This is a genomic window from Bradyrhizobium sp. CAR08 (genome assembly GCF_052871955.1).
Map to the genome: position 1 here is coordinate 180,479 of NZ_JBIXJX010000009.1, position 23,560 is coordinate 204,038.

A 23,560-nucleotide genomic window follows, 5' to 3' on the forward strand; every position below is an offset into this window, starting at 1 on the left:
CGCCGTCTGCCAAGGGGGTGACTCCGTTATGGATCCATCCCTCCCCTGAGGAATTTACCTGCGGCCGTTCGACCGAGGCCTAGGATCGTGACTTTGCTGGACAAAATTCCAGATTCAGGCCATGGACTCGGGAGGACTTTTCCGCCGCATTGGAGACCCATTTGGACGCCATCACCGAGCGCGTCCGCGAAGGTCCTGACGCGGACGGTCAGTGATATATTGGGGAATTCATGCGGCAACGGGTGTTCGAGTTACGAAATGCGGTCCTGCGGCAGTTCGCCGCCACCTTGGCCGTTTCTTCCCTTGTCATCCTGATGGGTATCGGCCTGATGGGTATCGGCGCGGCCTCCGCCCAGAGCGGCACGCCCGCCCCCGACCAGAGCAAGGCAGCCGCCCAGCCCGCCGACACGGCCAAGGATGCCGCTCAGAATCAGCGCCGCACCGACGAATTCGCCGAAGCAGCCCAGGTCATCAGCGGCCCGGCCGGCAACCCCGAATGCGTCTGGCTCGGCCGCCGCGTGGTGCGGCTGATGTGGCGGGACGACCTCGATACCGCATTCCGCCATCTCGACCTCTATGACCGTTTCGGCTGCCCCGGCGGCCACATCCAGGCCGCCTTCCGCTGCCTGACCCGCTTCGGCGGCCAGATCGATCCCAAGGTCGCCGAAACCCTGGACAGCCGTGTGCACGCTTGCTGGATCAACCCGGCGTCGCAGCCGCAGCAGGCGGCGGCCGCGGCCTCGCAGCCGGCCGCGCCCGCATCGGGCAATGCGCAGCCGCAGCCGGCCGCGAGCCCCTCGCCGGCGGCAAGCCCGTCACCGGCGCCCCCGAAATAGCCGCGATTGTTTCAGCCTCCGTTCAGGAACGATCGGCGATAGAAGCAATTGGCACTGCTGCGAATTTCGAAATGTGCATGCCCTCATTCGGTCATGAGGCGATGACAGTTGTGAAACCGCGCGGCAGAGGTATGCTCCATTTGCCGCGGACTTGGTCGGATCTCGGGGTCGGATCCGCTTCCCTGCCCCCTCAGCCCCTTTTGGTTTAGCCGCGATGCGGGTTGTCGCCGCCGTTCTGTTGCTTGTGTCCGCGCTCCACGCCGGCCTCTGGGGAGTCTTGCGCGATAAGGAACCCGCGCCCGACTTCAAGGGCCTGCTGCCCAGCGTCTCCTATGCCCCGTTCGAGGGCTCGGCTCATCCTGATATCGACAACATTCCGACGGTGGAGAAAATCCGCGCCGACCTGAAGACGCTGTCGACGATGACGCGCGCGATCCGCCTTTATTCGTCCACGGGCGGCGTGGAACTGGTGCCGCCGATCGCGGCGGAGTTCGGCCTCAAGGTCACCGTCGGCGCGTGGATCGACAAGGACAAGGATCGCAACGAGCGCGAGATCAAGGCCGCCATCGAGCTCGCGCGCAAGAACAGCAACGTCAACGGCGTCGTCGTCGGCAACGAGGTGATCTACCGCGGCGAGCAGAAGGTCGAAGACCTCATCGAGATGATCAAGAAGGTCAAGGGCGCGGTCCGCGTACCCGTCACGACCGGTGAGATCTGGAACATCTGGCGCGACAATCCCGACCTCGGCTCCAACGTCGACTTCATCGCCGCCCACGTGCTGCCCTATTGGGAAAACTTCCGCTCGGATCAGGCGGTCGACCAGGCCGTCGACCGCTACAATCTGTTACGCAACCTGTTCCCCGGCAAGCGCATCGTGATCGCCGAATTCGGCTGGCCGAGCGCGGGTTACAATTTACGCAACGCCGACCCCGGTCCGTTCCAGCAAGCACTGACCTTGCGCAACTTCGTCAGCCGCGCCGACGCCATCGGCATGGAATACAACATCGTCGAGGCCATCGATCAGCCCTGGAAATACTTCGAAGGCGGCGTCGGTCCGTACTGGGGCATCCTCAACGCCAGCCGTGAGCCGAAATTTGCCTGGACCGGCCCGGTGCAAAATCCCGATTATTGGAAGCTGATGGGTGTGGCGCTCCTCGTCGGTATCCTGCTGTCGCTGCCGATCCTGCGGCTGCAGCAGCCGACGGCGAAGCAGGCGTTCCTGCTGTCGGCCACCGCCAACGGCGTCGGCGCCTGGGCTGCCACCGTGTTCGCGTTCTGGAACGGGCACTATTTCATCTTCGGCTCGGCCTTCGCGCTCACGCTCGGCATGATCCTGCTTGTTCCCCTCGTGCTGATCGCGATGGCGCGCATCGACGAGATCGCGGCCGTCGCATTCGGCCGGCCGCCGCAGCGGCTGCTCACGAAAGGTAAGCCGGTCGAGGACGTGCCCGAGAATTATTGCCCGAAGGTCTCGATCCACATCCCCGCCTATTTCGAACCAGTCGAGATGCTCAAGCAGACGCTCGATGCGCTGTCGCGGCTGAACTATCCGAACTACGAATGCGTCGTCATCATCAACAACACGCCGGACCCTGCCTTCTGGCAGCCGATCCAGGATCATTGCCGCGCGCTCGGTGAGCGCTTTAAGTTCATCAACGCCGAGAAGGTGCAGGGCTTCAAGGCCGGGGCGCTGCGCATCGCGATGGACCGCACCGCCGTCGACGCCGAGATCATCGGCATCCTCGATGCCGACTACGTCGTCGATCCCGACTGGCTGAAGGACCTCGTGCCGGCGTTCGCCGATCCCAGCGTCGGCCTGGTGCAGGCGCCGCAGGAACATCGCGACGGCGACCTGTCGATCATGCACTACATCATGAACGGCGAATATGCCGGGTTCTTCGACATCGGCATGGTCCAGCGCAACGAGACCAACGCCATCATCGTGCACGGCACGATGTGCCTGATCCGCCGCGCCGCGATGGACATGGCCGGCGGCTGGTCGTCGGACACGATCTGCGAGGACTCGGATCTCGGCCTTTCGATTCAGCAGCTCGGCTGGACCACGCACTACACCAACCACCGCTACGGCCAGGGCCTGCTGCCCGATACCTACGAGGCCTTCAAGAAGCAGCGTCACCGCTGGGCCTATGGCGGCCTCCAGATCGTCAAGAAGCACTGGCGGAACTTCCTGCCCGGACGGAGCCGGCTGACGCCCGACCAGAAGCGCGAATATGGCCTGGGCTGGCTGAACTGGCTGGGTGCCGAAAGCCTCGGCGTCGTCGTGGCGCTGCTCAACCTCGTCTGGGTGCCGATCGTCGCCTTCGCCGACATCGCCATCCCCGACAAGATCCTGACGCTGCCGATCATCGGCGCCTTCATCGTCTCGCTCGTACACTTCTTGTCGATGTACCGCGCGCGCGTCGCGATCAAGCCCGGCCAGATGCTGGGCGCGATGATCGCGGCGATGAGCGTGCAGTGGACGGTGTCGCGCGCGGTGGCGCAGGGACTGATCACCGAGCACATTGCGTTCGCGCGCACCTCCAAGGGCGGCCTGTCCAGGATGTCGATCGAGTTCCAGGCGTTCTGGGAGGCCGTGATCGGCGCCCTGCTCCTGATCGGCGCCGGCGTGCTGGTGGCCTCCAACAGCTACCGCCAGATCACCGAGATCTACATCTTCGCCGGCGTGCTGGTGCTGCAGAGCCTGCCGTTCCTGGCCGCGGTCGCCATCGCCATCCTCGAGCTCAGCCGCATCAACTCGTTCCAGTTCTGGCGCGACAGCGCGATCCGCACCGCCGAGCTGATCGGCTTGCGCCCGGTCGCGCTACCCACCCCCGCCGGCACGCCGCAGCAAGTGCCGGTGCCGAGCGAGGTCCGGCGGGAAGCGAACTGACGGGGCTCCGAACGTGGCATCCTCCGTCCCGTGGGCGGACGTCGCGGCTTCTTCGGCGTGGATGACGGCCGCCATTCGGGTTGAAAATCCCGGCTCAAGCATTGGAAACGGCGAGCGAATTCCCGCTGTTGCCTTCAAGTTCGGCAACCACCCGAGCTATTGACCTCCGCGCCCCATCCCCCTACACAGCGCGGGCCGAAAGCATGATCCGGAAACAGCCGGTTTTTCCGCAACGCTTGCGTCGATGTGGCGGCAAGACATGCTTTTCCAAATGACCGAAGACGATGGCGATTTCTTTGAAGCCATCAGCGGCCATGGGAGCGCGTAGCTCAGCCGGTAGAGCACGTGACTTTTAATCACGGGGTCCTGGGTTCGAGCCCCAGCGCGCTCACCAACACAATGAAGCAGTAATCCCAAACGCAACTTCGACAGAAAGCTCCATGTCGGCACTGTGTCGGCAGCTGGAATTCCGCTGCCGACGCGTCCTGCCGCCGCAAATGAGCGGCGCTTTGATGTCGGCGCTTGCCGACGAGACTCTTCCGGAAAACTGGTGTGCCCAAAGCCATTCCGCCCCAAATAGGCCGCCTCAGTTGCCGCTCTCTCAGACGGTGCCGACGTCCCGCACGCCGGGCTCCGCCTCGTCACCGGAGCCAGAGAACAAGTAAAGTAAGGCGGCGCCGGTCGTCCCCGCCTTAAGCGCGCAATCTTGATTTGGGCTCTCTCCCCGGCGACAGGCCAATCCTATATGATAACCAACGGACCATCGGCAGGAGCCACTCCATGCTTGCCTCAATCATGTTTGGCTTGGTCATTGTCACCCTGATGATGTGGTGTGGGCGCGTGACCGCCAATTTTGCGGCACAGAGAGGCCGGTCTAGGCGCATTTGGTTCATCTGGGGAGCGCTGCTGTTTCCACTGTTTCCGGCTCAATGGTTCGTCTTGGGACTTCTGCCAAAGAAGTAAGACCGCTTCTCAAACGTCCGCCTCTTTCATTTGCCTATCGGCCTGAGTTCCGGGCGGAACGAACGGACAGTCGAACGATTGCTCCTCTTGAGTAGGAGTTGCGTCATGCGTCATGCGCCGTCGATTGTGCCGCTGGATCGGCTTGACCGGGAGATTTACCTGGTGCTGGAAGACTTCGGCGCGCGCGCCGGCTGCTCCTGGCGCGAGACCGACGAGCAGGACACCGACGTCGAGAGCATCATCCGCGACCTACTCTCCGGGCAGTACGCCTATCCCGTCCGTATCGTCGCCTTCAACGCCATCGAAGGCCGGTCTCGCGATGCCACCAGCGAGATCGCAGATGAGCTTGCCAAGCGTGTCACGAGTAGCGAGATCACGCCGGCCTTGCAGGCCTTCGTCCGGGCAAATGCTTCCCGACCATTTGCTGTACAACTGGCGCTCCCTCTACGGGGCGCCGCCTGACTTCAATCTGTGATCGACATGTTGCGTGGGGACTGCGGTGACAGTGCACCAAGCAGGCGCAGTCATCGGAAGTTCGCGCTTCCCCTCCGCTTGATTTTTTGGTACCAAAATAAATGAAACCAGCAAAAAAGATTCGTGCCAAAAAACATCGCGGCCGCCCCGCTACTGGTCAGGGCGTCCAGATCGGCACGCGCTGGCCGGAGGCGACTGTCGCTCAGATCGACTCATGGGCGTCGGGGCAGCAAGACACTCCCGCTCGTTCTGAATCTATCCGTCGGCTGGTCGAGATTGGCTTGGGCAAACCCGCCCCTGCCCTCGCGGTCACGTCTGCCGCCAAGGCCTCGTCCGAGCGGGCTCGGGAAATGGCGGGCAACGCGATCGACAAGCTCAAAGACAACAAAGCGAGCCCGGATGATCAGGCCAGCCGCAAGCGGCGGCTCGTCAAGGGACCCGAGGAATTCCAGAACGTTCGACGCGATCGGCCAAATCGAAAATGATTTGACCGGCGCCCGCGTGGTCAATCTCGGCCTCAAGGCAAAAAGCAAATGATCAAACCCAAACGGTCGGCCGAGCAACAAGTCGCGGACGAAGCCGAGCGAAGGACCCTCAATCCGATAGGATCGAGACAGACAATAGCGGACAGCCAAGCCACTCCGGAGTTTCAGGAAAACCTCAAACGCCTGAAGTCCGAGCGGCTGGAGCGTGAGGCTAGACTGAATCCGAAGCACAAGGTCTGATTTGAGCTTATCGACCCCTCGCCTCGCCTGGCTGGGCCGGTCAGGCGAACGGGCCGCGTCGGATGGCGGGTGCAGAAGGTCATGGGAATGTTGAACCGACGGTGGATGATCTTCCTGCTGGTTTCCGTGGTGATTGTTTGCTCGATCTTCGCAGGCGCTCGGTACTATCTGAGCAAATGCCATGGCATGGATGCGTGCGCGGCCGCCGAAGCCGAGAGCCATGAGCGAGACAAGCCAACCGAGCCACAATAGTTCTTGGGTGAAAAGCCGGCTGCGGAGGCGGATGAAGCCACCGGCGAGTTCGCGAACGAATGTCAGTCGACCCCGACGACGGCCTACACCACGCCGCCGAAGTCGATGCCTTCCTTGGCAAGCGCCTCGGCTTCGTCGGCGGACGTTGTCGGCTTCGTGTCGAGGTAGGGACGCTCAGTCGCCGGCATTATCGTGCGGATGTTTTGGCCGTCTGTCCGCGTGATGCGAGCAACCCAGCGCTTGGGGCCGTGCTCGACTTGCTGGATATGGTACTGCTTATAGGTAATCATGACTCACGGACGCAACTGACGCTAACGGCGGCTCCCTTTATATCCAACGGCACGCCGCCGAACAACGATTTCCTAAAGTGAGGTTAAGATCGCCGGCGTGAACCCGTTCAGCGATCATTCAGCCGCTCAGGCGTAGGCATAGTGCGATTGGGAGAAGTCCGATGATCGGTGCAGTTGTCGCAACCTTGCTGGCTCTACAGCTCGGTGAGGTTCATCAGGTTCAATACCGTGTCCCTGTGCACCCACCGCCGTGCGGCCACGGCTGGGACGTCAGCGCCCGCGACGGCATGTGCTACCCCAACGGCTACTTGCCGCCGCAAGAACAGGCTGCACGGCAGTACTATGGTGGCGGTAGAGGCTATGGCCATTATCCCGTTCCTTGCGGAAACGGTGCCGATATCGATACCCGCGACGGCCAGTGTTACCCGACCGGAACGGTTCCGCCGCAGTTTCAACAGGGCCGGCAAGGCTATTACGGCGATGACTATTACGAGCGCCGTCCGCGGCGTCGTTACTATTGAACGGCCCCTCAGGGCAAACCGGCGGGCCCCTGGTCGCTTCTTAGGATCCGGTGACAGTGCCGGAGCGCACTGTCACCAGCATTCCGTAGTTCCAAGTCGGGTAAAAAGCCGCGCTCACGTGAGCCCGCCAAGTGAGCGCGGACAAAGTCCCAGATCACTTGCCTGACCCTATCCTCAGCTCTCCGGGCCCGAAACGGTGGCAGGCACGCTCAGCGGCGCTCCTCCAACTGAAACGGGACCTGCAGATTTCGACTGCCGAACGATCCGCTTGCGCATCGCGGCGGACAGTCCATAGCGCGCATGCGCTCTTCGAACCGAGGACGTGACGTCCGACATCATGGCATTTTGCAGCGAGTCGATCTTCGCAATCAGCGTGGACAGCTGCGAAGATACCTTCCTCACATCGACCCGTTCATCCGTGATGCTCTGCCGGAGCGAAAGCAGCACCATCGAATCCGCCTGCAGCACAGCCGCGTTTTGTTGCAAGGCCTGATTGCTCTCCTGCAGCGAAGCCGTGTGTTGCTGCTGGGTCGACTGAATATCCTTCAAGGCCGCGACAACCGGATCCGGCTTCGGCGCTGAAGGCTCTTGGCGCGGGAGCAGATCAGCCAGGCTGCTCAGATTCAGCGATGGCAAGCCGGACGGCCATGTGTAGATCGCCGCGGCGCCGTTGATGGCCAGGGCACACACCGACAGCGCCATGACGGACGTCCGGCTGGATCGCTTGATCGGTTCCGGAGCGTCCAAACTTGCGGGTTCGCCGGCGGCGATGGCCGCAGCCAGTGCTGCAGGGTCGAGCTGTTCGACAAGGCCTTGCGTTTCGAAAGTCGCGGTCATGGCATTGACCCCAAATGAGCGAGCAACGGGAAGCCGTCGCCGGAACGTCCTCGCGACAGCTCCCTTACGCAGCACCCATCTACAACTGTCTAAAATTGTGGGCTTTTCAGCTTAATTCCACGTTAGCGGCCGCGGCCTGCTGCAGACCCCGGCCATCCCGGCCGACTACGGGGTCGTGCGAGGGTCATGACAGGCAGGCCGGTGCGCGAGCTCCTCCCCATCCCGGGAAGCCGCCCTGGTCCGAAGCGGATTTTCCGAAGTTGGCAGACTACCCCTGTTTTGCCCGACGCGTCAACCGGCGTCTCCGCCGGATGCAGGACCGCCGTGGGCCAAAAAGAAAGCGTTGCGCCAGCGGGACTTAGCTACTGTGCATGGGGTTGTTTTCGCGATTTTGGCCATCGCCTGCTCGTGCGCCGGGCCCCTGTCCCAAAAGCCGCGAGACAACCCGCTCAAAAAGTGTAGGATTCGACAAAACAGGGAGGAGCGGCATGTTTGAAATCAGCGGTTTCGACACGGCAGGAATCGTCAGCCTCAAGCGGCTGTCACTCACCGCCGCCCTCAAGAAGGCCAAGGAGCTCATCGCCGACGGGTGCTGGGGCGTTCAGGTGATCGGTCCAGGTGGCCAGGTCTACACCTCGTTCGAGGAGCAAGCCGCGTAGTCGCCCGCCTTCGGCACCAGCCTTCGGCATCATTCGAAAAGCACCCGACCGATCGCGCGCCCCGCGCTCTGGCCGTGGCGGTGATCGACGTGAAAACCCCAGCGCCTGGTGGAGCGCTGGGGCGTTTTCAAAATATCAATCGGTCAAGCAATGAGGCCTTCGTAGCAGCGATCTCGACCATCGCTTGTGAACTGCTTCACACGGCCTTCGATCTTTCCACATCTTGACGAGGCTCAACTGCCGCGCGCCGTGCCGTTGCCAATCAACTCGTTTGGGAGCACGCTCTCTCCAGGCGCGCAGACGCCGCTCAGGGAGAAAGCCATGAAGGACACGGGCCTGGATCATCGCCACCGCGACAAGGATGGCGCGATCAGCAAGAAGCACGGCAACACGCTGGTCGGTACGTTGCGCAAGATCTACGGCAAGGGTTTTGCTGCCGGTTATCCGGATACGACTGAACTCAGCGAGGTCTTGCATCAGTTGAACGAGACATCGCTGAGCCAGTTGCGGCGCGATCACGACACCGGGCATCTCGGCCACAAGATCGACCACGTCCCGAAGTGACGGACGTCACGAGTCCCAACTTCAGGTAGTTGAATCAACTGGGCTGCCGGGCGTCTCGGCGAACTTGCCGTTTGAGCCCTCGCCGCCCGAGCGCTAGGATGAGCCTTTTACGGAGGCTCATTTGAAACAGTTCATGATCATCACCGCCATTGCACTCGCCGTGACGGCTCCCGCCCGCTCGCAGGCTCTCGTCGATCCCAACAAGGTTGCTCCCGAATATCGCGAGGCGGCCGAGAAGCGGCGGGCCGAGCAGATGCGGCAGCGCGAATGCGCGCTGAAGGCGGATCTCGAGAAGGTGCTGCCCAGGGATCGCACCGTCTATCTCAACCATTGCCTGGACACGATGGCGGCCAAGCAATAGCGCCTGATCGAGCGGCTTGAAGTCGCCGACGCGTTCAAGCTTTCTTCAGACATTTGGGATCACCTGACGATCCATTTTCATCAGTCATTGTCGATCGACCGCGCATGAGTTTCGTCCAGATTCAGTGCACGCGCTGCAAGACCGTATTCCGCGACCGCGCGGGACGGTTGCAGGACGGCTATTCCAGGCAATGTCCGAGCTGCGAGGTGGTGCTGTTCTTCGCGGAGGATTCACCGAACCCTCAGGTCAAGCAGGCCATGAAGCGCGCGCGCCAGGCTCGCAAGGAGCGGCGCGAAACCGAAATGGCCAGGGTGTCCGCGCCGCAAGTGCGCGGCAATTTTTCGCGGACCCGGACCGGACGGATACAGCACTCGTCGGAGGACGAGGAGGACTAGCTCACCCGCGCTTCCGCGGAAACAGGCGGTCGCGGATGTAGCGCGAGGTCGGCGTTAGGCGGATGCCGCGCGGCTTCTGCCAGACGGCGCGGTCGATCTCGTGCTTGTCGCCGATCGCGAGCCTGCCCTTGGCGCCCTTGGCGATGAAGATCGCGTCGCTCATCTTGCGGCCGGAACGCTTGTTCCTGGCCGTCACTTCCTTCCAGAGGCTGATCCGGCCGAGCTTCAGCTTGGGCAGCTCTTCCTTGATCTCCCGCCGCAGGCAGTCCTTGTCGGACTCGCGCGCGCGCTTGCGGCCGCCCGGAAACATCCACAGGCCGTCCGACCGGCGTCTGACCAACAATACCTTGCCGCGCTTGGCGGCAACCAGTTTGGAAGACTTCGCCATGTCCGCCGTAATCGAAAATAGAATCGAGCCCATGGTAACTTGTCTAGTCGGATAGACAAGTTCCGGATGGATCTTGATCACCCGGGCCAAGGCCGTCAGATCTGATTAAACCCGGCAGGCCGATCCCGCCGTTCGAGGCGCCAGATCAGCCCTCGCCCGCCGCTGTGCCCGCCCTTGCCCCCGCCTCTGCCCGGTCCTCCGTCCTGATCCAGGCCATCATCATCTCCCAGGCCACCGACAGGATGATCGGGCCGATGAACAGGCCGACGATGCCGTGGGCGAGCGTGCCACCGATCACGCCGACGAAGATGACGATGGTCGGCGTGGTCAGGCCGCGCCCCATCACCAGCGGCTTCAACATGGTGTCGAGGAAACCGACGAGGACGAGAAACACGGTGAGCAGCAGCGCGGTGGTGACGTCCTTGGCGGTCCAGATCCAGATGATCACCGGCAGCAGCACCAGGAAGGCGCCGATCTGCACGATCGAGAGCAGCAGCACAATGAAGGCGAGCAGGCCGGCGCTCGGCACCGCGGCAAGCTTGAAGCCGATGCCGGCGAGCAATGCCTGCACGATCGCGACGCCGATCACGCCTTGCGCCACGGCGCGGATGGTCGCGCCCGCGAGCCCCAGGAAATGCTCGCTCTGTTCGGGCACGATGCGAAACAGGAAACCGCGGCCGGCCGCAACCAGCCGCGGCCCGTGCGGAAACAGGAAGCCGGCCACGAACACCGAGACCAGGAACTGGAGCGTGCCGACGCCGGCATCGCCCGCGAGCGACAAGAGCGGTCCCGCCAGCGGCTGGAGATACGGCGCCACCTCGCGCAGCACTGCGCGGATGTTGTTGTAGGCCTGCTCCCAGAGGTCGAATAACCAGGGGCCAACGACCGGCCACGACTTGAGCTGCTCCGGCGCCGATTGAAGCGCGAGGTCGCCGGTGCCGAGCTGGTGCGCCAGCTCGCGCACTCCGTCCACTGCGCTGATACCGAGCCAGGTCGCAGGACCGATGACGATGCCGAGCGTGATCAGGGTCAGGATCGCCGCTGCGGTCTTGGGCCGGCCGCCGAGGATCTTGGCGACCCAGCTGAAGGCCGGGTAGAACGCGACCGCGAGCACGCCGCTCCAGGCAAGGATCGGCACGAAGGGGCGGATGATCAGCAAGGTCCAGATGATCAGCAGGCCGAGCAGGCCGACGCGGATCACGAGCTGGATGATGTCCTCGCCCGTCAGGAGCTGACGCAGACTTTTCACGGGCACGGCTTTCCTTGCGGCATTGACGCGGGTTCCGGCACTTGCGCGGCCCCGCGTTATTGCCAGCCGCGCACCCGGCGTCAAGACGACCGGGCCGGCACGAGCCGGCGATTAGGAACGCATCGGGCCATTCTGCATTCCGAGACGATGGCACGCCGCCCCAGAGAGCCCGTCGCACACGCGGGAATTCACCGCGGCATCCGCTTTTCGCTGAAGCCAAACGGCGCACCGGGCTATTGGCGCTACGCCTATGCCGTCGGCGACAGGGCCCGCACCGGGCGCGTGCAAGGCAGGCTGCCGTTGCTCGCCATCAGGCGCGTTCAGATGTGCATCGACCGGGACATGCGAAGCATCCGGACCGGCGATTGATCTTGCGGCGGCGCCGTGGGCGAGCGCCGGCAAGGTGCGCGACGTGATGCCGGCTTGGCTAACGGTGATTAACCGGATTTCGGCCGACCGGTTTACGTCGATGCAAAGGCGTGCACCTACGCTTCCATCGAGGTCCCTCAAACCACTTCGGTGCAATGGCCAATACCATCTGGACGATCGAAGAATTCACCTGCGCGGGTTGCAGCATGAACTACACGGCGACAAGGGAGGAGCACGCCGAAGCGCATTCCGGCACCTTCAAGTGCAGCATCTGCAGCGGCGTGGTGCACACATGGTCCGGCAAACATCATTTCTTCGGCTGGGAAGCGGTGAAAACCAAGCCACCCGTGTTCGGAAGGCGTTGGGCCGGAGCCGGCGGGTAGACTGCTTCCACCGGACCCAGACCAGCTACTCCCGTCAACGCCCCCTGCCCGAACTGCGGCTTCTGCTACTCTGCGGCAACGGTTAAACTCTCCGCCCCGCAACTGAAGCCGACACGCAATGACCTCACCCTTCGTTCCCCAGATCGCCCTTTACCGCACCTGGCTCGCCGAGAAGCGCGGCCTCAACTTCGACAGCTACGAGGAGATGCGGCAATGGTCGGTGCGCGATCTCGACGGGTTCTGGCACGCCATCTGGGACTATTACGATTTGCAATCGCCGACGCCGTTTGCCGCCGTGATCACCGAGCGCAAGATGCCCGGCGCGCTCTGGTTTCCCGGCGCGCAGGTCAACTATGCCCGGCAGGTGTTCCGCCACGTGGACGCGGCTGACGCCGCCGGCCTGCCCGCAATCGTCAGCTGTGGCGAGGACGGCAGGCTTTGCGAGACGAGCTGGCCGGAGCTGCGGCGCAAGGCGGCTGCGCTCGCGCTGCATCTGAAAGAAAAAGGCATCAAGCCCGGCGACCGCGTCGCCGCCTATCTGCCCAACATCCCCGAGACCATCATCGCATTCCTGGCGAGCGCCAGCATCGGCGCGATCTGGAGCCTGTGCGCGCCCGACATGGCCGCGCCCGCCGTGATCGACCGCTTCAAGCAGATCGAACCGAAAGTACTGATTGCCTGCGACGCCGTCACCTATGCCGGCCGCCGGCACGATCGCAAAGACGTCCTCGCCGAGCTGCGGCGGTCGCTGCCGACGGTCGAGCACGTCATCCTGCACAGCGAGGCCGCCGCGCCCGCAGCGGCCGACGCCCTGCTCTCCGAAATTAGCGCAACAACCGGCGCGGAGATCGACGCGTTCGAGCCGGCCTGGCTGCCGTTCGATCATCCGCTCTGGATCGTCTATTCCAGCGGTACCACCGGCCTGCCGAAGCCGATCGTGCACGGCCATGGCGGCATCGTCATCGTGGTGCTGGCGCTGCTCGGACTGCACAACGATCTCGGCTGCTCCTACCACGAGACCTCGTTCGGCGAGCGCTATCACTGGTACTCTTCGACGGGCTGGATCATGTGGAACAGCCAGGTCGGCGGCCTGCTCAGCGGCACTACCTGCTGCATCTTCGACGGCAGCCCCGGCGGCGCCAGGGACAAGCCAGACTGGACCACGCTGTGGCGCTTCGTCGCGCAGTCGAAAGCGACCTTCTTCGGCGCGGGCGCCGCGTTCTTCGCCAACTGCGCCAAGGCCGAGGTCGACCTCGTCGCCGCCGGTGATCTCTCACAGCTTCGATGTCTCGGCTCGACCGGCTCTCCGCTGAGCGCCGACACCCAAGCCTGGTTCAACAACCGCTTCGCTGGCCTGTCGAAGACCAACGGCAGCAAGGCGCAGGCCGATATCTGGTGGGCCAACATCTCCGGCGGCACCGATTTCGCCGGCGCGTTCATTGGCGGCAATCGCGAACTGCCGCAGACGCCGGGCGCGATGCAGTGCCGTCTGCTGGGTGCTGCCGTGGAAGCCTTTGACGAACAGGGCCGCGCCGTCATCGGCGAGGTCGGCGAGCTCGTCTGCACCGAGCCGATGCCGTCGATGCCGCTCTATTTCTGGAACGACAAGGGCGGTGCGCGCTATCGCGCGAGCTATTTCGAGACCTATCCGGACAATTTCGACGGCACCGGCCGTGGGCCGGTGTGGCGGCATGGCGACTGGCTCAAGGTCGACCCGGACGGCTCCTGCATCATCTATGGCCGCAGCGATGCCACCATCAACCGGCATGGCCTGCGCATGGGCACGAGCGAACTCTATTCCGCGATCGAGGCCTTGCCGGAGGTGCTGGATTCCCTCGTCGTCGATCTCGAATATCTCGGCCGTGACAGCTACATGCCCCTGTTCGTGGTGCTGCGCGAAGGCGTCGCCTTCGACGGCGCGATGCAGGCGAAGATCAACCAGGCGATCGAGGCCGGCCTCTCGCGCCGATTCCTGCCCAACGAGATTTTTGCGGTCGCCGAAATTCCCCGCACGCTCTCGGGCAAGAAGCAGGAGCTGCCGATCAAGAAGCTGCTGCTCGGCCAGCCCGTCGAGAAGGTCATCAACCGGGAGGCGATGGCCAATCCCGCCTGCCTCGACTGGTATCTCGCCTTCGCACGCGACTATCTGGCGCGGAGCGAGACTTGAGGGAGATCGCCGCAATTGCGCCGATGCCGTTTGGACTCCGTTCACCGATCGCCGCTAGAGCAGGATGCATCTTCCGCAACGAACGCGCGCCATGGCCGACCTCAACGCCGTCCTCTCCAGGCTGAACGACCGTCTGCTCCGCCTCGAGGGCGAGCTGTTCGTGCTGCGCTCGCTGGCCCGCGCGACGCTGACGGCGGGCGATGACCACGCGGCGCGAATGCGCAAGCTGGTCGAGGCCGCCAAGGTCGCGCTCGACGACGAGGCCACGCGTCCCCTCGACAAGCCGACGCGCAAATATGTCGATGCGGCGGCCGCGCTGGTGGAGGAATTGCTGGTCGAGCCGACCCAGGCGCGGCCGTTGTTCACCGTCATCGACGGTGGCCGGCGCGACTGAACGTCAAACTGGCCGTCCGTCGTCCGTCGCGGCGATATCGCCCGACTTGAGCCGGCTGAGGCCGGCTTCGATGATCGCGATCTCCTCGTCGATCTGGCCGATCGGCAGGCTGAAGTCGTAGCCGGACCTGCTCTTCAGATCGACTGCAAGCCGTTGCCTGTGCATCATCAGCTCGTCGAGGCCGCGCCGGTTCTTCAGCCGGACATAGACGTCGACGATCTGCTCAATCGCGCTCGGCATGAAATAGGTCCCGGCGAAAAAGCCCGCACGGCGCACCCGCGCCGGCGCGACAATCTCGGTGTCGCGGTACGCAATACAAATCCGCGACGGATTCGTCGATACGCCAAGCTGGTTGAGATCACGTTACCGTCAGATGATTTCGTGATGGCCGAGCATGAAAAAGCCGCTGGCGATCACGCCAGCGGCCAAATCCGGGTTCGAAAACGGATGCGGGTTGAAATGTCGCCAGCCCCGGTCGGTCCACGTTCTAACGGCAAATCCTGGGTCTCTCTGTTAAAAACGAAACACAGGAACCGGCCGTCGGCACTCGCCGCACCACCGTGGCGGCGCGGCAACGCTAGTCTGTGACGCAGAAATATTTGCGCGGCAGCCTGCGGTAGGCGCTGTAGCGGTAATGCGGCCGGTACGCGTAGCCGCGATAGAGCGCCGGCGGCTCCTTAGCCGTAATAGGCGCCGTGATAAAAATTGGTGACCGGCCCTTCCGCGCAGCGATAGGTGTCCCAGGTCGGGCCGATGAAGGGCGCCACCCCGACCTCGGGCGGAACCACGGGATAGGGCGGTCCGCCAGCGCGCGCCGAAGTGGTTGCAACCAGGGCCGCGAGAAGGACAAACCACGCGCTCCGCATGCGTTCACTCGAGCCGATGCCATGCGCATGGAAGCACCGGACCGGCCGACACCGCAATCGCGGAATTCATCGCGCAGCCTCGCCCGGCGCGTTGTTGATAACCGGCGCAAACCCAGCGCGGGTGGTGACAGGACGTCCGGACGTGTTATCGGGAGATGACGCAGTTGCGAGACGGATCGGACACCCATGCGCATTACTCTTGTCGGCTCCCGCCATTTCGGCGTGACCACCCTGAACATGCTCCGGGAGCATGGTGTCTCGATCGTGCGCGTCGTGGTGGCCGACGCCGAGGATCGTCTCGCCGCAACAGCCAAGGCGGCGGGCATCGACGTCGTGGTCCAGGCCAATCCCAAACTGGTGGTGGCCTCCGAGATCGCCCCCGACACCGATCTGATCGTCACCGCGCACAGCCACGCCCGGATCGGCAAGGACGCGCTTGAGGCAGCGAAGCTGGGCGGGATCGGCTATCATCCCTCGCTGCTGCCGCGTCACCGCGGCAAGGCGGCCGTGGAATGGACCATCAAGGAAGGCGATCCGATCGCCGGCGGCACGATCTATCACCTCGCCGATCGCATGGACGCTGGCGCCATCGCGGCCCAGGAGTGGTGCTTCGTCAAGAAGGGCGAGACGGCGCGGGAACTGTGGGAGCGCGCGCTCGCCCCGCTCGGGCTCAAATTGCTGGCCGACGTGATCGACTATGCCAAGGTCCACAAGGCGCTGCCGTCCAAGACTCAAGACGAGCAGTTCGCGACTTCAGCGCCAAGTCTTTCCTGAGGCCCTTTTCCTGAGTCGATCTCCTGACGTTTACTCTTAACGTGACGGGGCATTGATTTTGCTTCAAGAATCCCAGCCTGAAACCCAAATAAACCATTGTTCCCACAGGAACAATTTTCGATTTGGCACTGCACCAAATTTCCGTCACATTTGGCCCGAATAAGGGTCAGCATATCAGACAAATTCAAGGACGGATTTTATGCGTTTTGCTCGCATTGCGGCGTTCTGTGCCGCCTCAGTTACCACCCTCGCCGCGCCCGCCTTTGCCCAGACCCCCTATGACGGCAACTGGCACGTCACCATCGTCACCAAGAGCGGCACCTGCGAGCCGACCGCGAGCTCCTTGCTGACGGTTGCCGACGGCAAGATCACCGCGCCCGGCGCTAACGTTTCCGGCACCATCGGCAGCGGGGGACTTGTGAAAGTTTCGATCAATGGTGCATATGCCAACGGTCAACTCAGCGGCAACGCCGGATCGGGGAAGTGGAATGGAGCATCTGCAGGCATACCGTGCAGCGGGCGGTGGGAAGCATCGCGCCAATAGAAAAATCGTGACGAGCGGTGTGGGCCGGCGGCTGCTGATCGCGGCCGCCGTTATGTTTGCCGCCGGAATTGCCAACTCCGAGAGCAAGGCCCAGTCCGGCCCGTTCGCCCCGCTGGCCGGCAGCTGGAGCGGCTCAGGCACGGTCACCCTGGATGACGGCTCGACCGAACGGATCCGCTGCCGGGCGAAATACGCTCCGATCGGACCGACCATGGAGTTGTCTCTGACCTGCGCCAGCGACGCCTACAAGTTCAACCTCGGCGCCAACGTCAAGGCTGAAGGCAGCGCCATCGCGGGCAGCTGGTCCGAGGCCAGCCGCAATATCAGCGGCTCCCTTTCGGGTCGCGGCGCCGGCGGAAACTATGAGCTGCTCGCCTCCACTGCCGGCTTCAACGCCAACATTTCGCTGAAGACGTCCGGCAACAAGCAGAACGTCACGATGCGCGCCGACAGCCAGTTCCGCGGCGCCAACATCTCGCTGTCGCGCTAAGCCGATACGAGTAGATTGACAATCGACCCGGCGATCTCGCCGGGTCGATTTTTTATGTGCCCGGCACGAACGCCGTGACCTCGATCTCGACCTTGGCCCGGTCGTCCACGAGGCCGCCGATGTAGAGCAAGGTCGAGGGCGGGAAATTGCGCCCCAGCGTTTCCTTCCAGGCCGCGCCGATGCCGGCCCCGGCTGCCTCATATTCGCTGCGGCTGGTCAGGTACCAGGTCAGGCGGACGATATGCTCGGGGCCGGCGCCGGCCTCGCCCAGGAGCTTGATGATCCGCTTCAGCGCGGTCCCGACCTGCGCTGCCATGTCAGGCGCGTAATTGCCAGTCTCGTCGCCGCCGGTCTGCCCGGCCAGCACCACCCAGCGGCCCGGCCCCTCGACCACGACACCATGGGAAAAGCCGCGCGGTTTTTTCCACTCGGCCGGCTGCAAGATGTGCATGAGCGAAGATCTCCCGATTGTTCTCGTTGTTCACTGATGCCTTAGCACGGCGCCCTGCATCGCTGCACCGGCAGATTTGACCGTTGCAAACGGCGAGGATGTCGCCGATACCGGCCTTCCCTCAAGACCCTCGCCTCTCACACCCGCGCCGATGAACACGACACCGTCCAAAACGATGGCTGCCCTGTGGATGGCTGGCTGGCTGTCGCTGATGCTGGTCATGGCGGTCGCCGGGCGCGAGACCACGCGCGAGCTGAATGTATTTCAGATCATGGAAGTGCGTTCGCTGCTAGGATTCCTGTTGCTTTCGCCGTTCATCTATCGGGCCGGCGGCTTCAAAGTGCTCAGGACGTCGCGCCTGCCGCAGCACATCGGGCGCAATTTGGTGCACTATGTTGCGCAGCTCGGCTGGTTCTTCGCGCTGACGCTGATCCCGATCGGCCAGGTGGTGGCAATCGAGTTCACCATGCCAATCTGGACGGCGCTGCTCGCAGCGAGCCTTCTCTCCGAGCGCATGACGCCGTGGAAGATCGCCGCCATCGCGCTTGGCCTTTTCGGTGTGATCGTCATCGTCCGACCCGCCACCGGCGAGATCAATCCCGGTCAACTCATCGCACTCGGCGCCGCCATGGGCTTTGGCGTGTCCATGGTGCTCGTCAAATCGCTGACCCGCACCGAAAGCGCGCTGTCGATCCTGTTCTGGATGCTGGTGGTGCAATCGGTCGCAGGCTTCATTCCGACGCTGTTCGTCTGGACGTGGCCCTCCGCCTACGTCTGGGCGTGGGTCGGCGTGATCGGCGTCTGCGGCACGTTTTCGCACTACTGCCTCGCCAGCGCGATGCGCTATGCGGATGCGACCATCGTTGTTCCCATGGACTTCCTGCGAGTTCCATTGACCGCGACCGCTGGCTGGCTGCTGTATTCGGAGCGGCTTGACACCTGGACGGTGGTCGGCGCCGCGCTGATCCTGTTCGGCAATCTCCTGAATCTAAAGCCAGCTCCGGCAGATCCTGCTCCCGCGCGCTGAACCTCGCGCCGCCTCGCGCGACAAAACCAAGTGGCCGTGTGATTTGGATCACGTTGGAAGGGTATTCCATCGTGCACATTCTGCCACACAGCAGCGGGTTGAACGCGACGAACTGCCGTTTTGGTGGCGCCGAGGCGGGCACTTCATGTAAGTTCGTGCCAATTCGTTGCTGCCTGCAATTTCGATTCTGTTGGGGATTCCAGATGCGCACTCTCACCCTCCTCGCGTCGCTGATGTGCATGGCACTGTCGGTCAGTGCCGCGAAGGCCGACCGCCGCGTTGCTTTCGTCGTCGGCAACGGCACCTACAAGAACGTCGCACAATTGCCGAACCCGCCGATCGACGCCAAGGCGATGGCGGCAACGCTGCGCAATGTCGGCTTCGAGGTGATCGAAGGTTCGAACCTCTCGCGCGACCAGATGACGGAGAAGCTGCTGGACTTCGGCCGCAAGGCGCAGGGCTCCGACGTCGCAGTGTTCTATTATGCCGGTCACGGCATCGCGGTCGGCGGCTCCAATTATCTTCTGCCTGTCGACGCCGACATCAAGTCGGAGATGGACGTCAAGCTCGGTGCCGCCATCAACATCGATCTGACGCTCGAGCAGACCATGGGCGACGCCAAGGTCAAGCTGGTGTTCCTTGACGCCTGCCGCGACAATCCGTTTGCCGCCAAGATCAAATCGAACTCCGCGACCCGCAGCGTCAACGTGCAGAGCGGTCTTGCCGAGATGAAATCCGGCGAAGGCACGCTGATCGCGTTCGCCACCGGCCCGGGCCAGACCGCGCTCGACGGCCAAGAGGGCAACAACAGCCCGTTCACCCGTGCGCTCATCGACAACATCACCAAGCCTGGTGTCGAGATCCAGCAGGCGATGACGTCGGTCCGCGCCCAGGTCAACGAGGAGACCCACAAGGGGCAGCTGCCCTGGGGCCACACCAATTTGACCGGCGCGGTCTATCTCAACCAGGCTCCGACGACGCAGGTCGCCAATGCGGCACCGACGGCTGCTGGCAGCGTGCCAATGGCGACGGGCGGCAGCTCGGACGGTGTCGAGCTCGAATACTGGCGTTCGGTCAAGGAGAGCAATAAGTCGGAAGAGCTCAACGCTTACCTCTCCGCCTACCCGAACGGTCAGTTCAAGGCGCTTGCGCTGGCACGCCTCGCGGCCATCAAGAGCGGCCCCTCGACCGCGACGCGCACCCTCACCGCTGGCGTCGATCCCGCGACCTTCACCGAAGAGGCCACCCAGCTTACCGAGGACCAAATCGGCCTCGACAAGAACCAGCGCCGCGACGTTCAGCGTCGCCTGGGCGGGCTCGGCTTCGACAACAAACAGACAGGCGTCTTCGGCGACGAGACCCGGTCGGTGCTCAAGCGCTGGCAGGCGGCGCGCGGCTATCCCGCGTCTGGCTACCTGAACAAGCTCCAGCACAAGGCTCTGCTTTCGGAAGTCGTGGCCGGCCCGCCGACCGCGAGCGACAACAGCCAGAAGGCAGCTCGCCGGGCCGCCGCCCCCGCGGCCAGCAGCGCGCCCGCACCGGCTCCCCATCGCAGCAGCGGCGGCGATCCTGCCGGCGCAGCCTTCGTCGGCGGTGTCGTCGGCGGCATGATGGGCGGCATGTTCCGCCGCTGAGGCGAGGCCAATCGCAGATACAAAAGCCCGGCTCGCGCCGGGCTTTTTCGTTACGAATAACCAAAGCTTTGGCGTCTACTTCCCGGCGGCCTTTCGCAGCGCCTCGTTGATGCGGTCCTGCCAGCCGGGCCCGCCGGACTGGAAATGCTCCAGCACGTCCTGGTCGATCCGCAGCGTGACCTGCTCCTTGACCCCCGGCGCCACGTTCTGCTTTGGCGGCGCCGCAGCGACCTTCGCCGTCACCTTCTTGAACGCCGCCTCGGCCTCCGTCCTGGCGTCGCCCAACGTCCGCGGCCGCCTCGGTGGTTGATCCGCCATGTCCTAGATTCCCTCAAACAGAGCCGTCGAAAGATACCGCTCGGAGAAGGACGGCACTATAGCCAGGATGGTCTTTCCCGCAGCTTCGGGTCGCTTGCCGATCTCGACGGCCGCGGCAATCGCGGCGCCCGAGGAGATGCCGCCCGGAATGCCCTCATGCCGCGCCAGTGCCCGCGAGGTCTCGATCGCCGTCGTCGAGTTGACCTTGACGATCTCGTCGATCACCGAGCGATCGAGAATGTCAGGGACGAAGCCCGCACCGATGCCCTGGATCTTGTGCGGCGTGTGCTGGCCACCCGACAGCACCGGGCTCTCCTCCGGCTCGACCGCAACCACGCGCAGCGAGGGCTTGCGCGGCTTCAGCACCTGGCCGACGCCGGTGATGGTGCCCCCGGTGCCGACGCCGGCGACGAAGAAGTCGATGTTGCCGGCGGTGTCATTCCAGATCTCCTCCGCGGTGGTGCGGCGGTGCACCTCGGGATTGGCGAGATTCTTGAACTGCTGCGGCATCACCGAATTCGGCGTCGTCTTCAACAGCTCTTCGGCCGTCGCGATCGCGCCCTTCATGCCTTGCGCGGCCGGTGTCAGCACCAGCTCCGCGCCCAGAAAGGCCAGCATCTTGCGGCGTTCGATCGACATCGACTCCGGCATGACCAGCTTGAGCCTATAGCCGCGCGACGCCGCGACGAAGGCCAGCGCGATGCCGGTATTGCCGGAGGTCGGTTCGATCAGCACGGTGTCGGGCTTGACGATTCCGGCCTTCTCCATGGCGATGATCATGGCCGCGCCGATGCGATCCTTCACGCTTGCGGCGGGGTTGAAATATTCAAGCTTTGCCAAAATGGTCGCGTTCACGCCATGCATGCCCGGCAGCCGGCGCAAGCGCACGATCGGCGTGTCGCCAAAAGCATCGACGATCGAGTCATAGATCCGGCCGCGGCCGGGTTGGTGCGCTGCACCCGTGGTGGACGATGCGTCCATGATGAACTCCCTGTGGCGACGATTGTGCTTCTAGACAGCCTGCGGCGACACGCAAGCGAGATTGCGTTACATGTTAAATACGCTGCATCGCAAAATCGCGTGAGCAATAATTATCAGAAAACCAACGCATTTGTGTTGCGACCTCGTCAACTGATTCTGCTTATGTTAGACTTAGGTCTCAAGCCGGGAGGTCACCACGATGTCAGCAGTCGCTGAAGTGTTGTCGACCGTCGCACCGAACCGCGCTCCGCGTTGCAGTGAGTTGCCGGCCTGTCCCGTCTGCGCCGACTCCATGATCGCCGCCGAAGGTTCTGCGTATCTGTCGGAACACGTGATCAGCTATCTCTGGACCTGCGACAATTGCGGCTACGGCTTCGTGACCAAGCACTCCGTCAAGCAGCGCCTCGTCTGCAACTGACGTTTTGCACTTGACCTAGCGCGGGGCGATGTCGCCCCTCCCCCAGTCTTCGCGCGTACGCCGATAGAACTCCTCGAACGTTCCCTGTGCGATCGCGTCCCTGATGCCCTGCATCAGGAACTGGTAATAAGCGATATTGATCTCGGACAGCAGCATCGCACCCAGCGTCTCGCCCGCCTTGACGAGATGGTGCAAATAGGCGCGCGCGTAGCTGCGCGCCGACGGCCAGGAGCTCTCTTCGTCGAGCGGACGGGGATCGTCGGCGTGGCGCGCGTTGCGCAAATTCACCTGGCCGAAGCGTGTGAAGGCAACGCCATGTCGGCCATTGCGCGTCGGCATCACGCAGTCGAACATGTCGATGCCGCGCTTGACCGCCTCGAGGATGTCGTCGGGTGTGCCGACGCCCATCAGGTAGCGCGGCCGCTCTCTCGGCAGCAGCGGCGCTGTCTCGTCGATCATCGCCAGCATCACCGCCTGCGGCTCACCGACGGCGAGGCCGCCAATGGCATAACCATGGAAACCGATCTCGATGAGGCCTTGCGCGCTGGCATGGCGAAGCTGGGGTATGTCGCCGCCCTGCACGATGCCGAACAGCATGTAGCCGTCGGGCGCGCTCTCGAAGGCGCGCTTGCTTCGCTCGGCCCAGCGCAGCGACAATTGCATCGCGCGGTCGATGTCGGCGCGCTCGGCGGGCAGTCGCACGCATTCGTCCATCTGCATGGCGATATCGGAGCCGAGCAAACGCTGCACCTCGATCGAGCGCTCCGGCGACAGCTCGACCTTGGCGCCGTCGATATGCGAACGGAAGGTCACGGCCTGCTCGCTGACCTTGCGCAGATCCGCCAGCGACATCACCTGGAAGCCGCCGGAATCCGTCAGCATCGGCCCGTTCCAGCCGGTGAATGTCTGCAAGCCGCCAAGCGCCGCGATCCGCTCGGCGCCGGGACGCAGCATCAGATGATAGGTGTTGCCGAGCACGATGTCGGCACCGGCCTCACGCACCTCGCGCCAGTGCATGCCCTTCATCGCGCCGGCGGTACCGACCGGCATGAAGGCGGGCGTGCGCACCACGCCGTGCGGCGTGGTCAGGCGCCCGGTGCGCGCGGCGCCATCGGTGGCGAGCAGTTCGAAATGATTGGGCAGACCGGTGTCAGGACGATTCATGACGGTGCTTATTGCGTGTCGGAGCAGGCCGATCAACCCGCTCGGGCGATGCCTCGGCCGGCTTATGCATCAGACTGGGACAATGGGTTCAAATATTGGGGGACACGGAATTGTGCGCCTGCGACGCTTGTTAAACAAAACGACACAGTGTAGTTTTACCTTGGGCTGGACGAGAT

Annotated in this window: 30 protein-coding genes and 1 tRNA gene; 21 read left to right on the top strand and 10 right to left on the bottom strand. The window is 63.6% G+C overall.

The window, feature by feature from the left end:
• Window positions 1-230 precede the first annotated feature (230 nt).
• The 7 genes from ACIPUD_RS20365 to ACIPUD_RS20395 all read left to right on the top strand — a co-directional run bounded on the left by ACIPUD_RS20365 (window position 231) and on the right by ACIPUD_RS20395 (window position 6,140).
• Window positions 231-836 (top strand): beta-1,3-glucan biosynthesis protein, encoded by a 606-nt coding sequence (locus ACIPUD_RS20365; protein WP_018457948.1) that lies wholly within the window; start codon window positions 231-233, stop codon window positions 834-836.
• 214 nt (window positions 837-1,050) lie between these two features.
• The gene (locus ACIPUD_RS20370; RefSeq protein ID WP_446481429.1) at window positions 1,051-3,726 is read left to right on the top strand and encodes a glycosyltransferase; all 2,676 of its coding nucleotides are present in this window, start codon (window positions 1,051-1,053) and stop codon (window positions 3,724-3,726) included.
• 318 nt (window positions 3,727-4,044) lie between these two features.
• A tRNA-Lys gene (locus tag ACIPUD_RS20375) sits at window positions 4,045-4,120 on the top strand.
• 674 nt (window positions 4,121-4,794) lie between these two features.
• Window positions 4,795-5,151 carry a hypothetical protein gene (locus ACIPUD_RS20380; RefSeq protein WP_446481430.1) on the top strand — a complete coding sequence of 119 codons (357 nt, stop codon included), beginning with the start codon at window positions 4,795-4,797 and terminating at the stop codon, window positions 5,149-5,151.
• A 113-nt stretch (window positions 5,152-5,264) separates the two neighbouring features.
• Window positions 5,265-5,648 (top strand): hypothetical protein, encoded by a 384-nt coding sequence (locus tag ACIPUD_RS20385; RefSeq protein WP_446481431.1) that lies wholly within the window; start codon window positions 5,265-5,267, stop codon window positions 5,646-5,648.
• A gap of 48 nt (window positions 5,649-5,696) precedes the next feature.
• Window positions 5,697-5,888 carry a hypothetical protein gene (locus tag ACIPUD_RS20390; protein WP_446481432.1) on the top strand — a complete coding sequence of 64 codons (192 nt, stop codon included), beginning with the start codon at window positions 5,697-5,699 and terminating at the stop codon, window positions 5,886-5,888.
• 69 nt (window positions 5,889-5,957) lie between these two features.
• Window positions 5,958-6,140, top strand: coding sequence for a hypothetical protein (locus ACIPUD_RS20395; protein ID WP_018457954.1), 183 nt, complete (start codon window positions 5,958-5,960; stop codon window positions 6,138-6,140).
• 83 nt (window positions 6,141-6,223) lie between these two features.
• Here the strand turns inward: ACIPUD_RS20395 and ACIPUD_RS20400 are convergent, their stop codons facing one another.
• A complete protein-coding gene (locus ACIPUD_RS20400) occupies window positions 6,224-6,430 on the bottom strand; it encodes a hypothetical protein (protein WP_446481433.1) in 207 nt (68 codons plus the stop codon).
• A gap of 161 nt (window positions 6,431-6,591) precedes the next feature.
• Between ACIPUD_RS20400 and ACIPUD_RS20405 the strand changes: the two genes are divergently transcribed.
• A complete protein-coding gene (locus ACIPUD_RS20405) occupies window positions 6,592-6,951 on the top strand; it encodes a hypothetical protein (RefSeq protein ID WP_143273397.1) in 360 nt (119 codons plus the stop codon).
• Between the two features lie 174 nt (window positions 6,952-7,125).
• Here the strand turns inward: ACIPUD_RS20405 and ACIPUD_RS20410 are convergent, their stop codons facing one another.
• On the bottom strand, window positions 7,126-7,788 hold the full coding sequence (locus ACIPUD_RS20410) for a hypothetical protein (protein ID WP_446481434.1): 663 nt from the start codon (window positions 7,786-7,788) through the stop codon (window positions 7,126-7,128).
• 488 nt (window positions 7,789-8,276) lie between these two features.
• Here ACIPUD_RS20410 and ACIPUD_RS20415 point away from each other — a divergent pair, with 488 nt between their 5' ends.
• From ACIPUD_RS20415 to ACIPUD_RS20430, 4 genes are all read left to right on the top strand, one after another.
• The gene (locus ACIPUD_RS20415) at window positions 8,277-8,447 is read left to right on the top strand and encodes a hypothetical protein (protein ID WP_007590796.1); all 171 of its coding nucleotides are present in this window, start codon (window positions 8,277-8,279) and stop codon (window positions 8,445-8,447) included.
• Window positions 8,448-8,768: 321 nt separating this feature from the next.
• The gene (locus ACIPUD_RS20420; RefSeq protein WP_007590794.1) at window positions 8,769-9,011 is read left to right on the top strand and encodes a hypothetical protein; all 243 of its coding nucleotides are present in this window, start codon (window positions 8,769-8,771) and stop codon (window positions 9,009-9,011) included.
• A gap of 133 nt (window positions 9,012-9,144) precedes the next feature.
• Entirely contained in the window at window positions 9,145-9,372 is a 228-nt protein-coding gene (locus tag ACIPUD_RS20425; RefSeq protein ID WP_018457959.1) for a hypothetical protein, read from the top strand.
• 104 nt (window positions 9,373-9,476) lie between these two features.
• Window positions 9,477-9,767 carry a hypothetical protein gene (locus ACIPUD_RS20430; protein WP_446481435.1) on the top strand — a complete coding sequence of 97 codons (291 nt, stop codon included), beginning with the start codon at window positions 9,477-9,479 and terminating at the stop codon, window positions 9,765-9,767.
• A 1-nt stretch (window position 9,768) separates the two neighbouring features.
• Here ACIPUD_RS20430 and ACIPUD_RS20435 read toward each other — a convergent pair whose 3' ends face one another.
• Entirely contained in the window at window positions 9,769-10,155 is a 387-nt protein-coding gene (locus ACIPUD_RS20435) for an NUDIX hydrolase (protein ID WP_026233469.1), read from the bottom strand.
• A gap of 145 nt (window positions 10,156-10,300) precedes the next feature.
• Window positions 10,301-11,410: an AI-2E family transporter gene (locus ACIPUD_RS20440; protein WP_026233470.1), complete on the bottom strand. Its 1,110-nt coding sequence runs from the start codon at window positions 11,408-11,410 to the stop codon at window positions 10,301-10,303.
• Window positions 11,411-11,928: 518 nt separating this feature from the next.
• Here ACIPUD_RS20440 and ACIPUD_RS20445 point away from each other — a divergent pair.
• The 3 genes from ACIPUD_RS20445 (at window position 11,929) to ACIPUD_RS20455 (ending at window position 14,717) form a co-directional block, all read left to right on the top strand.
• Window positions 11,929-12,156, top strand: coding sequence for a hypothetical protein (locus ACIPUD_RS20445; protein ID WP_018457964.1), 228 nt, complete (start codon window positions 11,929-11,931; stop codon window positions 12,154-12,156).
• Window positions 12,157-12,274: 118 nt separating this feature from the next.
• Window positions 12,275-14,323, top strand: a complete 2,049-nt coding sequence (locus tag ACIPUD_RS20450; protein WP_446481436.1) for an acetoacetate--CoA ligase — start codon at window positions 12,275-12,277, stop codon at window positions 14,321-14,323.
• Window positions 14,324-14,414: 91 nt separating this feature from the next.
• Complete coding sequence (locus ACIPUD_RS20455) at window positions 14,415-14,717, top strand: hypothetical protein (RefSeq protein ID WP_026233471.1); 303 nt, start codon at window positions 14,415-14,417, stop codon at window positions 14,715-14,717.
• Window positions 14,718-14,720: 3 nt separating this feature from the next.
• Here ACIPUD_RS20455 and ACIPUD_RS20460 read toward each other — a convergent pair whose 3' ends face one another.
• On the bottom strand, window positions 14,721-14,957 hold the full coding sequence (locus ACIPUD_RS20460) for a hypothetical protein (protein WP_026233472.1): 237 nt from the start codon (window positions 14,955-14,957) through the stop codon (window positions 14,721-14,723).
• 437 nt (window positions 14,958-15,394) lie between these two features.
• Window positions 15,395-15,583: a hypothetical protein gene (locus ACIPUD_RS20465; RefSeq protein WP_446481437.1), complete on the bottom strand. Its 189-nt coding sequence runs from the start codon at window positions 15,581-15,583 to the stop codon at window positions 15,395-15,397.
• A gap of 186 nt (window positions 15,584-15,769) precedes the next feature.
• Between ACIPUD_RS20465 and ACIPUD_RS20470 the strand changes: the two genes are divergently transcribed.
• From ACIPUD_RS20470 to ACIPUD_RS20480, 3 genes are all read left to right on the top strand, one after another.
• Window positions 15,770-16,357 (top strand): formyltransferase family protein, encoded by a 588-nt coding sequence (locus ACIPUD_RS20470; protein WP_018457969.1) that lies wholly within the window; start codon window positions 15,770-15,772, stop codon window positions 16,355-16,357.
• Window positions 16,358-16,556: 199 nt separating this feature from the next.
• A complete protein-coding gene (locus tag ACIPUD_RS20475; protein WP_018457970.1) occupies window positions 16,557-16,901 on the top strand; it encodes a hypothetical protein in 345 nt (114 codons plus the stop codon).
• Window positions 16,846-17,391 carry a hypothetical protein gene (locus tag ACIPUD_RS20480; protein ID WP_026233473.1) on the top strand — a complete coding sequence of 182 codons (546 nt, stop codon included), beginning with the start codon at window positions 16,846-16,848 and terminating at the stop codon, window positions 17,389-17,391. Before ACIPUD_RS20475 ends, ACIPUD_RS20480 begins: the two co-directional genes overlap by 56 nt.
• A gap of 52 nt (window positions 17,392-17,443) precedes the next feature.
• Here ACIPUD_RS20480 and ACIPUD_RS20485 read toward each other — a convergent pair whose 3' ends face one another.
• Window positions 17,444-17,842, bottom strand: a complete 399-nt coding sequence (locus tag ACIPUD_RS20485; protein ID WP_247392007.1) for a RidA family protein — start codon at window positions 17,840-17,842, stop codon at window positions 17,444-17,446.
• A 151-nt stretch (window positions 17,843-17,993) separates the two neighbouring features.
• Between ACIPUD_RS20485 and ACIPUD_RS20490 the strand changes: the two genes are divergently transcribed.
• A complete protein-coding gene (locus ACIPUD_RS20490; protein ID WP_085353150.1) occupies window positions 17,994-18,869 on the top strand; it encodes a DMT family transporter in 876 nt (291 codons plus the stop codon).
• 203 nt (window positions 18,870-19,072) lie between these two features.
• Window positions 19,073-20,503 carry a caspase family protein gene (locus tag ACIPUD_RS20495; protein WP_018457974.1) on the top strand — a complete coding sequence of 477 codons (1,431 nt, stop codon included), beginning with the start codon at window positions 19,073-19,075 and terminating at the stop codon, window positions 20,501-20,503.
• A 75-nt stretch (window positions 20,504-20,578) separates the two neighbouring features.
• Here the strand turns inward: ACIPUD_RS20495 and ACIPUD_RS20500 are convergent, their stop codons facing one another.
• Together ACIPUD_RS20500 and cysK are read right to left on the bottom strand one after the other, a co-directional pair.
• A complete protein-coding gene (locus ACIPUD_RS20500; RefSeq protein WP_007610629.1) occupies window positions 20,579-20,821 on the bottom strand; it encodes a BrnA antitoxin family protein in 243 nt (80 codons plus the stop codon).
• Window positions 20,822-20,824: 3 nt separating this feature from the next.
• Window positions 20,825-21,802: a cysteine synthase A gene (gene cysK / locus ACIPUD_RS20505; RefSeq protein ID WP_018457976.1), complete on the bottom strand. Its 978-nt coding sequence runs from the start codon at window positions 21,800-21,802 to the stop codon at window positions 20,825-20,827.
• A 199-nt stretch (window positions 21,803-22,001) separates the two neighbouring features.
• Here cysK and ACIPUD_RS20510 point away from each other — a divergent pair, with 199 nt between their 5' ends.
• Window positions 22,002-22,220, top strand: a complete 219-nt coding sequence (locus ACIPUD_RS20510; RefSeq protein ID WP_026233474.1) for a hypothetical protein — start codon at window positions 22,002-22,004, stop codon at window positions 22,218-22,220.
• Between the two features lie 15 nt (window positions 22,221-22,235).
• Here ACIPUD_RS20510 and tgt read toward each other — a convergent pair whose 3' ends face one another.
• A complete protein-coding gene (gene tgt / locus ACIPUD_RS20515) occupies window positions 22,236-23,384 on the bottom strand; it encodes a tRNA guanosine(34) transglycosylase Tgt (RefSeq protein ID WP_247296644.1) in 1,149 nt (382 codons plus the stop codon).
• Between the last annotated feature and the right edge of the window lie 176 nt (window positions 23,385-23,560).

Excerpts from the sequence above, each read along its gene's own strand:
- ACIPUD_RS20365 (WP_018457948.1), top strand. The coding sequence starts at position 231 with ATGCGGCAACGGGTGTTCGAGTTACGAAATGCGGTCCTGCGGCAGTTC.
- ACIPUD_RS20370 (WP_446481429.1), top strand. The coding sequence starts at position 1,051 with ATGCGGGTTGTCGCCGCCGTTCTGTTGCTTGTGTCCGCGCTCCACGCC.
- ACIPUD_RS20380 (WP_446481430.1), top strand. The coding sequence starts at position 4,795 with ATGCGTCATGCGCCGTCGATTGTGCCGCTGGATCGGCTTGACCGGGAG.
- ACIPUD_RS20385 (WP_446481431.1), top strand. The coding sequence starts at position 5,265 with ATGAAACCAGCAAAAAAGATTCGTGCCAAAAAACATCGCGGCCGCCCC.
- ACIPUD_RS20390 (WP_446481432.1), top strand. The coding sequence starts at position 5,697 with ATGATCAAACCCAAACGGTCGGCCGAGCAACAAGTCGCGGACGAAGCC.
- ACIPUD_RS20400 (WP_446481433.1), bottom strand. The coding sequence starts at position 6,430 with ATGATTACCTATAAGCAGTACCATATCCAGCAAGTCGAGCACGGCCCC.
- ACIPUD_RS20405 (WP_143273397.1), top strand. The coding sequence starts at position 6,592 with ATGATCGGTGCAGTTGTCGCAACCTTGCTGGCTCTACAGCTCGGTGAG.
- ACIPUD_RS20410 (WP_446481434.1), bottom strand. The coding sequence starts at position 7,788 with ATGACCGCGACTTTCGAAACGCAAGGCCTTGTCGAACAGCTCGACCCT.
- ACIPUD_RS20415 (WP_007590796.1), top strand. The coding sequence starts at position 8,277 with ATGTTTGAAATCAGCGGTTTCGACACGGCAGGAATCGTCAGCCTCAAG.
- ACIPUD_RS20420 (WP_007590794.1), top strand. The coding sequence starts at position 8,769 with ATGAAGGACACGGGCCTGGATCATCGCCACCGCGACAAGGATGGCGCG.
- ACIPUD_RS20425 (WP_018457959.1), top strand. The coding sequence starts at position 9,145 with ATGATCATCACCGCCATTGCACTCGCCGTGACGGCTCCCGCCCGCTCG.
- ACIPUD_RS20430 (WP_446481435.1), top strand. The coding sequence starts at position 9,477 with ATGAGTTTCGTCCAGATTCAGTGCACGCGCTGCAAGACCGTATTCCGC.
- ACIPUD_RS20435 (WP_026233469.1), bottom strand. The coding sequence starts at position 10,155 with ATGGCGAAGTCTTCCAAACTGGTTGCCGCCAAGCGCGGCAAGGTATTG.
- ACIPUD_RS20445 (WP_018457964.1), top strand. The coding sequence starts at position 11,929 with ATGGCCAATACCATCTGGACGATCGAAGAATTCACCTGCGCGGGTTGC.
- ACIPUD_RS20450 (WP_446481436.1), top strand. The coding sequence starts at position 12,275 with ATGACCTCACCCTTCGTTCCCCAGATCGCCCTTTACCGCACCTGGCTC.
- ACIPUD_RS20455 (WP_026233471.1), top strand. The coding sequence starts at position 14,415 with ATGGCCGACCTCAACGCCGTCCTCTCCAGGCTGAACGACCGTCTGCTC.
- ACIPUD_RS20460 (WP_026233472.1), bottom strand. The coding sequence starts at position 14,957 with ATGCCGAGCGCGATTGAGCAGATCGTCGACGTCTATGTCCGGCTGAAG.
- ACIPUD_RS20465 (WP_446481437.1), bottom strand. The coding sequence starts at position 15,583 with ATGCGGAGCGCGTGGTTTGTCCTTCTCGCGGCCCTGGTTGCAACCACT.
- ACIPUD_RS20470 (WP_018457969.1), top strand. The coding sequence starts at position 15,770 with ATGCGCATTACTCTTGTCGGCTCCCGCCATTTCGGCGTGACCACCCTG.
- ACIPUD_RS20475 (WP_018457970.1), top strand. The coding sequence starts at position 16,557 with ATGCGTTTTGCTCGCATTGCGGCGTTCTGTGCCGCCTCAGTTACCACC.
- ACIPUD_RS20480 (WP_026233473.1), top strand. The coding sequence starts at position 16,846 with ATGGAGCATCTGCAGGCATACCGTGCAGCGGGCGGTGGGAAGCATCGC.
- ACIPUD_RS20485 (WP_247392007.1), bottom strand. The coding sequence starts at position 17,842 with ATGCACATCTTGCAGCCGGCCGAGTGGAAAAAACCGCGCGGCTTTTCC.
- ACIPUD_RS20490 (WP_085353150.1), top strand. The coding sequence starts at position 17,994 with ATGAACACGACACCGTCCAAAACGATGGCTGCCCTGTGGATGGCTGGC.
- ACIPUD_RS20495 (WP_018457974.1), top strand. The coding sequence starts at position 19,073 with ATGCGCACTCTCACCCTCCTCGCGTCGCTGATGTGCATGGCACTGTCG.
- ACIPUD_RS20500 (WP_007610629.1), bottom strand. The coding sequence starts at position 20,821 with ATGGCGGATCAACCACCGAGGCGGCCGCGGACGTTGGGCGACGCCAGG.
- cysK (WP_018457976.1), bottom strand. The coding sequence starts at position 21,802 with ATGGACGCATCGTCCACCACGGGTGCAGCGCACCAACCCGGCCGCGGC.
- ACIPUD_RS20510 (WP_026233474.1), top strand. The coding sequence starts at position 22,002 with ATGTCAGCAGTCGCTGAAGTGTTGTCGACCGTCGCACCGAACCGCGCT.
- tgt (WP_247296644.1), bottom strand. The coding sequence starts at position 23,384 with ATGAATCGTCCTGACACCGGTCTGCCCAATCATTTCGAACTGCTCGCC.